The organism is Photobacterium leiognathi (assembly GCF_030685535.1).
Taxonomy (GTDB): Bacteria; Pseudomonadota; Gammaproteobacteria; order Enterobacterales; family Vibrionaceae; genus Photobacterium; species Photobacterium leiognathi.
Genome location: NZ_CP131601.1, coordinates 799470 through 812765 on the forward strand (window position 1 = coordinate 799470; position 13296 = coordinate 812765).

General features: G+C 41.2%; 11 protein-coding genes. 9 read left to right on the forward strand and 2 right to left on the reverse strand.

The annotated features are described in order from the left end of the window. Positions 1-156: 156 nt before the first annotated feature. Positions 157-1182 (forward strand): FAD:protein FMN transferase, encoded by a 1026-nt coding sequence (locus Q7674_RS10890; RefSeq protein WP_181319056.1) that lies wholly within the window; start codon positions 157-159, stop codon positions 1180-1182. An 11-nt stretch (positions 1183-1193) separates the two neighbouring features. Beyond that, the gene (gene nqrM / locus Q7674_RS10895) at positions 1194-1415 is read left to right on the forward strand and encodes a (Na+)-NQR maturation NqrM (protein ID WP_008986377.1); all 222 of its coding nucleotides are present in this window, start codon (positions 1194-1196) and stop codon (positions 1413-1415) included. A gap of 59 nt (positions 1416-1474) precedes the next feature. On the opposite strand, the gene Q7674_RS10900 is transcribed toward nqrM, so the two are convergent. Beyond that, complete coding sequence (locus tag Q7674_RS10900) at positions 1475-2692, reverse strand: GGDEF domain-containing response regulator (protein ID WP_305423737.1); 1218 nt, start codon at positions 2690-2692, stop codon at positions 1475-1477. A gap of 208 nt (positions 2693-2900) precedes the next feature. Between Q7674_RS10900 and dinB the strand changes: the two genes are divergently transcribed. Beyond that, complete coding sequence (gene dinB, locus Q7674_RS10905) at positions 2901-4004, forward strand: DNA polymerase IV (RefSeq protein WP_043128992.1); 1104 nt, start codon at positions 2901-2903, stop codon at positions 4002-4004. A 77-nt stretch (positions 4005-4081) separates the two neighbouring features. Here dinB and Q7674_RS10910 read toward each other — a convergent pair whose 3' ends face one another. Then, on the reverse strand, positions 4082-5542 hold the full coding sequence (locus Q7674_RS10910) for an aminoacyl-histidine dipeptidase (protein ID WP_023933215.1): 1461 nt from the start codon (positions 5540-5542) through the stop codon (positions 4082-4084). A 1105-nt stretch (positions 5543-6647) separates the two neighbouring features. Between Q7674_RS10910 and Q7674_RS10915 the strand changes: the two genes are divergently transcribed. From Q7674_RS10915 to Q7674_RS10940, 6 genes are all read left to right on the forward strand, one after another. Next, positions 6648-7937 carry an NCS2 family permease gene (locus tag Q7674_RS10915; protein ID WP_008986381.1) on the forward strand — a complete coding sequence of 430 codons (1290 nt, stop codon included), beginning with the start codon at positions 6648-6650 and terminating at the stop codon, positions 7935-7937. 69 nt (positions 7938-8006) lie between these two features. Beyond that, positions 8007-8465: a xanthine phosphoribosyltransferase gene (gpt, locus tag Q7674_RS10920; protein WP_008986382.1), complete on the forward strand. Its 459-nt coding sequence runs from the start codon at positions 8007-8009 to the stop codon at positions 8463-8465. Between the two features lie 157 nt (positions 8466-8622). Further along, the gene (frsA, locus tag Q7674_RS10925; RefSeq protein WP_045064421.1) at positions 8623-9882 is read left to right on the forward strand and encodes an esterase FrsA; all 1260 of its coding nucleotides are present in this window, start codon (positions 8623-8625) and stop codon (positions 9880-9882) included. A 262-nt stretch (positions 9883-10144) separates the two neighbouring features. Further along, on the forward strand, positions 10145-10549 hold the full coding sequence (gene crl / locus Q7674_RS10930) for a sigma factor-binding protein Crl (RefSeq protein ID WP_008986384.1): 405 nt from the start codon (positions 10145-10147) through the stop codon (positions 10547-10549). Positions 10550-10802: 253 nt separating this feature from the next. Beyond that, positions 10803-11957, forward strand: a complete 1155-nt coding sequence (gene proB / locus Q7674_RS10935) for a glutamate 5-kinase (RefSeq protein WP_023933208.1) — start codon at positions 10803-10805, stop codon at positions 11955-11957. Positions 11958-12039: 82 nt separating this feature from the next. Next, on the forward strand, positions 12040-13281 hold the full coding sequence (locus Q7674_RS10940) for a glutamate-5-semialdehyde dehydrogenase (protein ID WP_045064463.1): 1242 nt from the start codon (positions 12040-12042) through the stop codon (positions 13279-13281). Positions 13282-13296 lie beyond the last annotated feature (15 nt).

Sequence of the window (13296 nt, forward strand, 5' to 3'; positions counted from 1 at the left end):
ATAGCCCTTCGATCACAATAAAATTGGCTGACCAGTGAATGGTCAGCCTTTTTTCTTACTAACCCTTTTAAAACCTGTTTTTTATTGTGGTTACTTGTCAGTAATTCGATTGATGAGTGCTCAGACTAAAGAACAACATGAACGATGGAGTATGAAGTGAAACGTTTCCTGCTGTGCGGTGCGTTGATGTTATCAACGATAATGCTGTTGACGGGCTGTGGTGACAGTCGTCAGCAGATTGATATTAATGGGCAAACAATGGGGACTTACTATTCAGTAAAACTCATTAAGCAAGATGGGTTGCCAAGCCCTGAAGCGATCAAAAAAGAAATTGATAAGCGTTTAGAGCTTGTTAATGATCAAATGTCGACTTATCGTCCTGATTCAGAATTAAGCCAATTTAACCAGCTACAATCTACACAACCTTTTGAGGTTTCTGCGGCAACAGCAAAAGTGATCAGTGAAGCACTACGTATTTCTAAGCTAAGTAATGGCGCTTATGATGTAACAGTAGGTCCATTAGTGAACTTATGGAGTTTTGGTCCAGAAGCTCGCCCTGAATCAACGCCAACAGATCAAGAGATCACAACGCGTAAAGCTGAGATTGGCTATCAACACCTCAGTGTTACTGATGGTAATAAGTTAGTAAAAGATCTGCCAGATTTGTATGTGGATCTTTCTTCTATTGCTAAAGGCTATGGTGTCGATGTGGTAGCAGATTACTTAAAAGATGATCTGCATGTGAAAGACTTCATGGTGGATGTGGGCGGTGAAGTTCGTCTACAAGGTAAGAACCGTTCAGATGTGCCTTGGCGTATCGCGATTGAAAAACCGATTGCTAATGAACGCGCAGTACAGGATATTATCCAAGCGGGTGATATGGCGATTGCGACATCGGGTGATTACCGCAATTATTTTGAAGAAGATGGGGTGCGTTATTCTCACCTGATCAACCCACAAACAGGCAAACCGATTGCAAACCATGTGGTGTCTGTTACTGTGATCGCGCCGTCTTGCATGACGGCAGATGCTTACGCAACAACGTTCTCCGTTATGGGAGAAGAAGAGTCGTTAGCATTAGCGAATAAAGAAAAGTTACCTGTAATGTTGATTGTAAAGACCAAAGATGGCTTTGTTGAATTTAAGTCAGATACGTTTGAGCAATACGTCGTTAAAAAATAAATGAGGTGATCATGGTTGTTTACTTAACAACATTTGCTGTATTTCTTTTAGTCATTGTTGCAATGGCTGTTGGTTATATCTTTCAACGTAAAACTGTAAGCGGTAGCTGTGGTGGTTTAGACGGTATTGGTATCGCGAAAGAGTGTGATTGCCCTGAGCCTTGTGATGCACGTAAAAAGCGTGAAGCACGTGCTGCTCGTCAAGCTGAGTGGAAGAAAAATCAAATCATCTAATCGCTGTTATTAGTCGATGAGTAAATAAAGAAAAGCCTGAGTAATACTCAGGCTTTTTGCTATTTAACTAGTTGGTTACGACCATTTTGTTTGGCGCTATAAAGATTATCATCAGCGATTTTGAGTAATTCATCGATATCTTCCAATCCGGTGGTTGCGCCTATACTAATCGTGACTTCAATATTCTGCTCAAGATATGGAACAGTGATAGACTCAATACGTTGACGTACTAGTTCTAACGTAGCAATAAATGTTTGGTAATTGCCACAATGCTTTATGCAAAACTCTTCACCACCAAAGCGCGCCACAATTGCTTCAGGAAAGTGCGCATCAATGATTTTACTCAAGGTAATGAGTACCGCATCACCGCCATCATAGCTATAGGTATCATTCACTTTTTTAAAGAAGTCGATATCTATCATGGCAATATTGCGTTGCTGTGATTCTGATTGGCAGCAGCTATGAGTGAAGAAATAACGACGATTCCAAAGCCCGGTTAACGCATCTTGATTAGCCATGCGATAGAGTTTATCTGAGGTGTCTTTCATATTAAGAATATGATGGATTCGACAGTTAAATTCTTCTTGATTGAAAGGTTTGTATAGAAAGTCATTGGCACAAACTTTCAAAAATTGCGCCGTCATGGTGCTATCGTTACTACCAGATAAACCCAATACCGCCATCTTATTTCGACTGTGTTCACGACGAATTTCACGGGTCATGGTAATGCCATCTTTTTCCGGCATATCGTTATCGGTGATCACTAAGCTGATATCAGGGTTATCTTCAATGATCTGCAGTGCTTCATTACCATCAGAAGCTTCATATACAGTGAGGTTTTGTTTCTCTAATAAGTTACTGACGTGGTTGCGCACCATATCAGAGTCATCAACAACCAGTGCTTTATGATCCAGATTAGACTTTAAGCGAAGTAGCAAAGGGACTAAATAAGCAACGGATGCTGCACTGTCTTTTAACAGATAATCTAAGACGCCTTTAGCAAGCACTTTTTCTCGGATTTCATCATTGAATTGTGCCGTAAGCACGATCGATTTGATCTTATGTTTCAACACAAGATCGATGATCTCACCATCTTGAGCGTCCGGAAGACAGTAATCGAGTACTGCACAAAGATAAGATTCAGGATCGCTTAACAGGCTTTTTGCTTGCGCTAAATTTTCGGCAAACACCGCTTTAAAGCCTGCCTGTTGTAATTGGTCATCAAGATAATGACGAAATGCACGGCTATCTTCAACAACAAGTACTTGATGTTGCAAAATAAACTCCTTTTACCAAATGCTTACAATGTTATAGCACTATATTGTTATCTATAACATTATAAACATTGAGTTTATTATCAATAATTTGTAGTTCTTATTATTTTGTGATCTTGCTTGAAAAATATTTCATCTCATTTGTATTTTTAATAATGAGCAATTTTTCATTTTCCAACGATTGTAATTCACCGTTATAATAGCTGTATGTATGAACAGTGTGTTGAGTGTGAATGTGGCAGAAGTTGCAGAGCAAAAAGCGGTACAGCGAAAGATCATCCACGTAGACATGGATTGTTTCTATGCCGCCGTCGAAATGCGTGACAATCCAGCTTTGCGCGATGTCCCTATCGCGATCAGTGGTCGCTCTGCCCGTGGGGTTGTAAGTACTTGTAATTACCTGGCGCGTAAATACGGTATTCATTCAGCCATGCCAACCGCTCATGCACTAAAGTTGTGTCCACATTTAACCTTAGTACCGGGAAGAATGCAGGTATATCGTGAGGTTTCTCAGCAAATACGCGCCATCTTCGAACGCTATACCGATAAAATTGAACCGCTTTCTCTTGATGAAGCCTATTTAGATGTGTCTGATTGTGAAATGCTTCATGGCTCTGCGACCTTAATTGCCCAAGATATTCGTCGTGCAATTGAAGATGAATTACAGCTCACTGCTTCTGCGGGTGTCGCACCGGTGAAGTTTATTGCTAAAGTCGCCTCCGATCTCAATAAACCGAATGGGCAATATGTCGTCACTCCTGAAGATGTTGATAGTTTTGTTGCTGATCTAAAGCTGGAAAAAATTCCAGGAGTAGGGAAGGTGACGATCCAAAAACTGCATGAAAAAGGCTTGTACGTTGGGCGTGATGTGCAAAATTATGACCGCCATTTGTTGTTACAGCAGTTTGGGAAGTTTGGGCAATCGCTGTGGTCACGCGCTCATGGGATTGATGAGCGAGAGGTGATTGTTGAACGACAAAGAAAATCCGTCGGTGTTGAGCGTACCTTTAGTCAAAACATTTCCAGCTTTGAGCAATGTTGGCAAGTGGTAGAGCAGTTATATCCTGAGCTAGAGCAGCGATTACGTAAAGTCCGTCCAGAGCTTGATATTGCAAAGCAAGGGGTAAAGTTAAAATTTGCCGATTTTCAGCAAACAACCGTTGAGCATATATACCCTAAATTAGATAAAACGCAGTTTGTGGATTTATTAAAAGAGGCGATGACACGACAAAATGATCGTGAAATTCGTTTAATCGGCTTAAGTGTTGGGTTGGAAGTAGGATTAAAAGCGCAGCAGCTTTCTTTTGGCTTTTAACATCAGCCTGAATCAATGACATAAAAAACGGGCTTAACGTCTTTTAGCGTTAAGCCCGTTGTTGTTACTGGGTTACATTACTTTTTAACAGGAATGTTCTTCAGTACAGCGATCATTTGATCCCAGAACATTTGTACGGTATCAATCTTCACTTTCTCATCAGGTGAATGTGGGAACTTGATAGTTGGGCCGAATGATAGCATGTCCATTTCTGGGTATGGTTCTTTGAATAGACCACACTCAAGACCTGCGTGGATCACCATGATGTTTGGTTTGTTACCGTACATCTCTTGGTACATGTCACGGAATACATGCATGATTTCAGAATCTGCATCTGGCTTCCAACCTGGGTATGTTCCAGAGAACGCACATTCTGCGCCAGCTAATGTTGCTAGCGATTGCAGCATGCTTTCTACATAGCTACGACCAGAGTCAGTTAAAGAACGAACTAAACAAAGTACGATAACTTTGTCGTTTTCAGTTGTGATAACACCCATGTTTAGTGATGTTTCAACAACACCTGCAATGTCATCGCTCATACGGATCACACCGTTAGGGCATACGTTTAGTACATTGATTAAACGCACTTGATCTGCCATTACCATCACATCTTCTGGTAGTTCAGCTGATTCAGTAAATAGGTTGATGTCTGTTTCAACATGACCAAGCTCAGCACTTAGTAGCGCTTGGAAATGTGCGAACAAGTTATTCAGTTGATCAACATTAGCTGCTGGCAGAGTAACCATTACAGATGCTTCACGTGGGATAGCATTACGTAGGCTACCACCTGTGAAGTTGTTAATACGTAAGCCAAGCTCGTCTGCGTGACCTGCTAAAAAGCGTGCAAGTAGCTTGTTAGCGTTGCCACGACCAGTGTGAATGTCACAACCTGAGTGACCGCCTTTTAAGCCTTTTAATACAAGCTTCACTGCTTGGTGATCTGCTGGTGTCGCTTCACGCTTAATATCAAGTGTAATTGCGCCATCTACACCGCCAGCACAACCCATGTACACTTCACCTTCTTGCTCAGAGTCAGTGTTTAGTAGGATATCACCTTCTAACCAACCTTCTTTTAGGCCGAAAGCACCCGTCATGCCTGCTTCTTCATCAATCGTTAGCAGTACTTCTAATGGACCATGTTCAATGTCTTTTGCTGCAAGTACAGCTAGGCAGCTTGCCATACCCATACCGTTATCAGCACCCAGTGTTGTGCCTTTTGCCGTTACCCATTCACCGTCGATGTACGGTTGGATAGGATCTTTTGTGAAGTCGTGTACGGTTTCTTCATTTTTCTGTGGAACCATATCGATGTGTGCTTGAAGTACCACACCTTTACGGTTTTCCATGCCAGCTGTTGCAGGTTTCTTAATGATCACGTTACCTGTTTCATCACGACGTACATCTAAGCCTTCTTTTTTAGCAAACTCAACGATGAATTGTGCTAATTGTTCTTCATGCTTAGATGGGTGAGGAATAGAACAGATTTGATCGAAAAATTGCCATACGGCTTTAGGTGATAGTTGACTGATTTCAGACACGGAAGCCTACCTTTATACAATATTGGGCTAGTGACACTTGTCAGGCTATTAGCCGCCAAATGACATAAATATGTAGCGATAAAACCTATCGCATTTTTTTTAGCATATCATTCTGACTAATGCGGAGGTAGAGAAAAAAGTAAAATCTTAAACCGCAAATACGATAATGCATAAGTATGAATCATGTTTAATGGTTATCAATTAGATAACCATCACTCACAATTATTTTAGATATTTATTTGTTTTATTTTGACTATGAAACTATGGTTTATTTTCTAAAATGAAAATAAGTTACATCAAAAATGGTTTAACAACGTTTTTTTACGAAAAGTGTGACGAACTTAAAAAAACGCTTGAAAGTAAATTACGAAATGGTTATGATTTCTACAATCTCATAGAGGTTATGAGAAACGACTGTACACGTTCAGGATGAGCCCGAGATATCGCCTCCAAGGAACCGAGATAAGTGCGGCCAAGATGGTCTAAATGATCCAAGGATTAAGTAAATATAGTTATGTACTTAATTTGGATTACTTATTTATAAGGTGATTTAAAAATGAAACTATTTGATTCTATTGCACACTTTTGGAATAACCGTTCAGTTTACACAGGTAACTTTACTTACCCTGGCTACTTCGGTTACTAAAGAATTTTGTTATCTAGTTGCTGACTAGCTAACTGAACTGTTTGTTCACCCCCTAACTTGAGAATACTAAATAATCGCTTTCGGTTATTTGCAACATTCGCCGCCACTTCGTTTTGAAGTGGCGTTTTTTTTACCTTTAAATCGTCATGATGAGTTTGTCACATATCGCGACCTAAGCTTTAGAAACGTTTTATTGCTGTAGATCTCATAAATATAAAATAGATGAAATATATTAATTTGGCATATTTGTGCTAATGCCTTGATTTTATATTGCTTATTATCTGTTCTTAAACGTCAAAAAAACAAAATTAAATTTATTAGTCTTAGTTTTGTGCATTTACTCGATATTCTCTGGAAATTGATAGATCTGATGTTTATAATCGCGCTCGAATTGAGAACGCAAACGTTTTCTATTTTTGCTTAATACCTAACGTGTCTATCTCCAAGGAACTGAGAAACATGCTTGAGAAGTTATTTAAACTGAAGGAACACGGCACTGACGTGCGTACCGAGTTACTTGCTGGCTTAACGACATTCCTAACTATGGCTTACATCATTTTTGTAAACCCTACTATGCTAGCCAATACAGGAATGGATAAAGGTGCAGTATTTGTTGCGACGTGTCTGGCGGCAATGATTGGCTGTTTTGTTATGGGCTTTTTTGCAAACTATCCTGTGGCTCAAGCGCCGGGGATGGGGCTAAATGCCTTCTTTACTTATACCGTTGTGCTAGGTATGGGTTACACATGGCAAGTTGCATTAGCGGCAGTTTTCTTATCAGGCCTATGTTTTATCGCCCTGAGTTTATTAAAGGTGCGAGAGTGGATCATCAACTCGATCCCCTTGGCGCTAAGAACAGGGATCTCGGCAGGTATTGGCTTATTCCTTGCGTTTATCGCGTTACAAACTTCAGGCATCGTTGTTGATAACCCAGCAACGTTAGTGCAAGTAGGCGATTTAACCAGCTTTCCCGTGCTCATGGCAGCGCTTGGTTTCTTCTTGACTATAGCGTTAGTGCATCGTGGTTTTAAAGCGGCAGTATTAATTGCGATTTTAGTCGTGACTGTTATTAGCGTGTTAGTTGGTGAAGTGACCTACGGCGGCATTATGTCGATGCCACCAAGTATTGCACCAACCTTCATGCAATTAGATTTTGCAGGTGCAATGGAAGTTGGTTTGATTTCAATTGTATTTGCTTTCTTGTTTGTCGATTTATTTGATACAGCAGGTACGTTAGTTGGCGTAGCAACCAAAGCTAATTTAATTGGCGAAGATGGTAAGCTGCCGCGTTTGAACCGTGCACTACTTGCAGACAGTACTGCAACATCAGTTGGTGCATTATTGGGTACATCGAACACCACTTCTTATGTCGAGAGTGTGTCCGGTGTCGCAGTCGGAGGACGAACTGGTCTTACCGCGGTAACGGTTGGTGTACTATTCCTGCTTGCTCTATTTTTTGCACCGCTTGCGGGCATGGTTCCAGCTTACGCAACGGCAGGTGCATTGTTCTACGTAGCTATTCTTATGATGTCAGGCCTTGTGGCGATTGATTGGCGTGATCTAACAGAAGCAGCACCAGTTGTTGTGGTTTGTTTATTGATGCCATTAACTTACTCAATTGCTGAAGGTATTGGCCTTGGTTTCATCACTTACGCTGCAGTTAAAGCGATGAGTGGTAAGGGACGTGACGTGAATATCAGTGTTTGGGTAATTTCCGCACTGTTCCTTTTGAAAATTATTTTTCTTTAAGTTTTAGATTAATAAAGCTTTACTAATTTATGGCGATTTTCGAATCGTTGATCCAGAGGTTCTTTGTTTATGAGTAATAAATTCATCATCACTTGGGATAACATGCAAACTTACACCCGTCAGCTAGCTGAAAAGCTACTTCCAGCTGATCAGTGGACAGGTATTATTGCTGTTAGTCGTGGCGGTTTGGTTCCTGCTGCTATTTTGGCGCGTGAGCTAGGTATTCGTCACGTAGATACGGTATGTATCTCAAGCTACGATCATGATCACCAACGTGATATGCGTGTGATCAAGAAAGCAGAAGGTGATGGTGAAGGCTTTATCATCGTTGATGATTTAGTTGATACTGGCGGTACTGCTGAAAAAATTCGTGAAATGTACCCACGTGGCAAGTTTGTAACCGTATGTGCGAAACCTGCTGGTAAACACCTTGTTGATGATTACGTTGTTGATATTCCGCAAGAAACGTGGATTGAACAACCATGGGATATGGCAGTAACGTTTGTCGATCCAATCGCTAAGCGATAAGCATTTTTCCTTTATCAAGGTTTATTGCTTTGCTGCTGTAAACTAAGATTGATTAATAAGACGCCGATAAGGCGTCTTTTTTTGTTTTAAATCGACATACGTAAGTGATTTTGGGTATATCATCACTACACATCATCAAGACCACGTGGAGAGTGCCGTGTCTGAGCCATCCCCTGAAAATTTGTCCGAAAAGTTATTTGCCCCAAGACCAACCTCTAAAGAAACATCGAGTTTGGTTAAAATTGCTCATGTGCGTAGTGGGCGAGTGAACAATGCGCTGGATGGTGAGAGTAAGGCTGGCTGGTACCGTGTTTTACGTCGTCCACAATGGATTTGGCAAGGTGTTGATCCCATTCAACTTGAAGCGGTATTAGCACGTATTGCGAGTTCAACGGCGCAGCGTACTGATGAAAACTTATTAGATACCGTGATTGGTTATAAGCCGGGCAACTGGAGTTATGAATGGTCACAGCTGGGCGCGATTTACCAAAAACAAGCACGCTTGCTATTAAATGATGGCGAGAAATTAAAAGCCTCAGAGCTATTATTAAAAGCCAGTACTCATTACAGCATTGCAGCATATCCTTATATTAAAGGGGATCAATTGGCCGATCAGGCAGAGCTGCAAGCCAATCAAAGTTATCGTGAAGCCATTGAATTACGTCCGCATGATATGCGTACTATCAATGTCAAATATGAAGGCAAAACCTTTGAAGCTTTCATTCATTTACCACGTACCGATAAATTATTACCAACCGTCATTGTAAGCGGTGGCCTAGATACACTGCAGTGCGATTTATGGCGCTTATACGAAGATTATTTAGGCCCAGCAGGTTATGCCATGGTCACACTCGACATGCCATCAGTAGGGCATTGTGATCGTTGGAACTTAACGGAAGATACTAGCCGACTACACCAAGCACTATTACAACAAATTCGTGATGTACCTTGGGTCGATCATCATAAAGTAGCTATGTTGGGTATTCGCATGGGCGGTAATGCAGCCATTCGTTTAGGCTTTATGGAGCCAACACGTTTAAAAACATGCATTAGTTTAGGTGGTGCGATTAATAGTGTGTTGACTCAGCCAAAGCTGATTGAGCAAATTCCGCGTATGTTCTTAGATGTTTTAGCATCACGCATGGGCAAAAATGGTCAATCTGAAGCGAGTATTATTTCACACTTACCTGCTTGGTCATTAAAACATCAGGGGATTTTAGGCCGACGCCGTATTGATATGCCGATGTTAGGGATCAGTTTGAAAAACGATCCGGTTTGTCCTGAGATGGATAATCAGTTGATTGCGTTATCAAGCTATGGCGGTAAAGCACTGACCTTACCTGAAAAGCCACTACATGATGGTTATCACCGCTCAATGACTGAAGTCGTGAAATGGCTAGACGAGAAACTCGCCTAATTGTTGGTAAATAAATAATAGAGCCAAAAATATGACGGAATAATGCATTAAGTATTGTTCCGTTTTTTTATACTGCTTTGATATTGTTAAAAAATACGTATACCTACATTGGCATTTTACCAAACATCAACCATAATATAACAAATAATGATAATGATCTCGTTGCACATCATGATGATGAAGTAATGAGATCGTTGATCTGTACTTCTTTCGTTGAGTATGCGCTTACTCATAACTGCAGTTGACTATGGATGGATTAGTAATGACGACGACAACTCTGTTTCCGCCTCACGGGCGTTTAATGACAAAATTAACTGCACTAGGACCTTACTTACGAGAAAAAAAATCCCAAGAAGGTTATTTCTTTTTTGATTGTTTAGCGAGCTGTGTGAATGCAGAAAAGGAGCCTGAAGAGCGTGAATTTTGGGGTTGGTGGTTAGTATTAACCGCAACTGATAACGGCTTTGAATACAGCTATGACTTTGGGCGTTATGATCTTAGTGGTGAATGGAACGAAGGGAAATTACCAGCCAAGCACAAAGATGCAGTGATGAAAACCTTGGTCGATTTCCACGAAAAGCTAACTCCTTTTATTGTTGATGAATGCCAATTAACGCTTTCAGCATCTTCTAATTTAACGCAAACCCAATTAACTGAATTAGCATAAATAAAGTTAGATATTTTATAAAACCCATAAGATAGCTTATGGGTTTTTTTGTGTCTTTTTTTTACAAATTGTTGTTTGAGACGACGGAATTTACTGGTGTTAATGGCAATTTGTGTAATTTATGGGCGTTTCAGCGTGTTAATTAAATATTTGCCTATTTATATTCATTTCGTAACGGTTTTTCTCTTGTGCTTTGTCAGCGGTATTGATAAAACAAAGTACTTTTTATTTCTTTTTATTTTGTTTGATCCCCATGGCAGATACCAAAAATACCAATGCTCGAGAGCAAGACCTTGCAGCATCTGCTGCATCACAAACAATTGTTGTTAAGTTGGGCACCAGCGTTCTAACTGGCGGTACGCTAAAGTTAGATCGTGCTCATATGGTTGAGCTTGTCCGTCAATGTGCGATGCTTCGTCGCCAAGGACATAAAGTGATTATCGTGACATCTGGCGCAATTGCGGCAGGCCGCGAGCATTTAGGTTACCCCGAACTGCCCAAAACAATGGCAAGTAAGCAATTGCTTGCCGCTGTTGGTCAAGGTCGCTTGATCCAAGAATGGGAAACCTTGTTTGGTATCTATGGGATCAATATCGGTCAAATGTTGTTAACTCGTGCTGATTTGAATGACCGTGAGCGTTACTTGAATGCTCGTGACATGATCGTTGCACTATTAGATAACGGCATTGTTCCTGTTGTGAATGAAAACGATGCGGTTGCGACAACTGAAATCAAAGTGGGTGATAACGATAACTTATCAGCACTTGTAGGTATTTTAGGTGGCGCAGATAAACTGTTATTAATGACAGATCAACCGGGTTTATTCACCGCAGATCCTCGTAGCAATCCTGATGCAGAGTTGATCCGTGAAGTTCACACGATTGATGAGACATTACGTAAATTAGCTGGTGGTAGTGTAGGCGGTTTAGGTACTGGCGGTATGGCAACCAAGCTGCAAGCAGCAGATGTGGCGCGCCGTGCAGGTATTGAAGTAATTATTGCTGCTGGTCGTCGTCCTGATGTGATCATTGAACTAGCAGAAGGTAAATCTGTAGGTACACGTTTCTTACCACTAGAATCACCACTTGAAAGCCGTAAGCGTTGGATTTTGGCAGGTCCTCCTCCAGCAGGTGATATCGTGATTGATGACGGTGCTGTCACTGCTGTGCAACAACGAGGTAGTAGTTTACTTGCGAAAGGGATCACCATGGTAAAAGGTGATTTTGAACGTGGTGAAGTTGTGCGTATCTTTGACAAAGATAATAACCTATTAGCGCGTGGTATTTGCCGTTACTCAAGTGTAGATATGGCAAAAATAGCAGGAAAGCACAGCCAAGAAATCCATCAAGTATTAGGCTATGAATATGGTCACGTGGCGATCCATCGTGATGATATGGTAGTGATTTAAAACGACATGTATCTATAAATACAGATAAGCATTGGCTACACGACAGGGATTAGAACGAGGAATTATTGTGAATCTTGAATTAATGGGACAAGCAGCACAGCAAGCTGCTTTCGAGTTAGCAACGACCGCTACAGCAATTAAAAACAAAGCACTAGCTATTATTGCGGATGAATTAGAAAGTAATAAAGACATTATTTTAGCGGCAAACAAGCAAGATATTGATGCGGCTGTTGAGTCTGGCATGTCTGAAGCGCTGGTTGATCGTCTATTGCTAAATGAATCACGTTTAGCGGGTATCGCCAATGATGTGCGTAACGTGATTAACCTAAACGATCCCGTCGGTGCTGAGCTTGATAGCCGTGTACTAGAAAACGGTATGCGCTTAAGCCGCCGTCGTGTGCCACTTGGTGTGGTAGGCGTTATTTACGAAGCGCGTCCAAACGTGACGATTGATATTGCCGCGCTATGTTTGAAAACAGGTAACGCTAGTATTTTGCGTGGTGGTCGTGAAACCTTCCACTCAAACATGGCACTGGTAAAAGTGATCCAAGTGGCATTAGAAAAAGCAGGTCTACCAGCATCTTCTGTGCAATACATTGAGCAGCCAGATCGTGATCTAGTATCACAGCTACTTAAGTTGGATCAATACGTGGACATGATCATTCCTCGTGGTGGTGCGGGTTTACATAAAATGTGTAAAGAAAACAGCACCATTCCTGTGATCATTGGTGGCTTTGGTATCAGCCATATTTATGTTGACGATAGTGCAGATTTAACACGCTCTTTAGATGTGGTTGAGAATGCAAAAGTACAGCGTCCATCAGCATGTAATGCGTTAGATACACTATTAGTTCATGAGAAAGTAGCTGAAGCGTTCTTATCTCGTTTAGTTGAGCGTATGAATAAGGCAAAGGTAACGCTTGTTGCCGATGACACTGCTTATAATTTACTTGAAGGTAAGGCATCTTCACTGCGTAAAGTGGCGGAAGGTGACTTTGATACTGAATGGTTAAGCTACACGCTAGGCATTAAAGTTGTTAATAATGTGGATGAGGCTATTTTCCACATGCGTAAACATAATGCGAGCCACTCAGATTCGATCCTAACTAACAACTTACAAGCGGCTGAGCGTTTCGTAAATGCGGCAGGCTCTGCGGCAGTTTATGTGAATGCGTCAACACGCTTTACGGACGGCGCGCAATTTGGTTTAGGTGCGGAAGTTGCGGTATCAACCCAAAAGCTACATGCTCGTGGTCCAATGGGCTTAGAAGAGTTAACAAGTTATAAGTGGGTGGGTGTGGCTGATTACTTAAGCCGTGATTAATGACTAAATGAAATG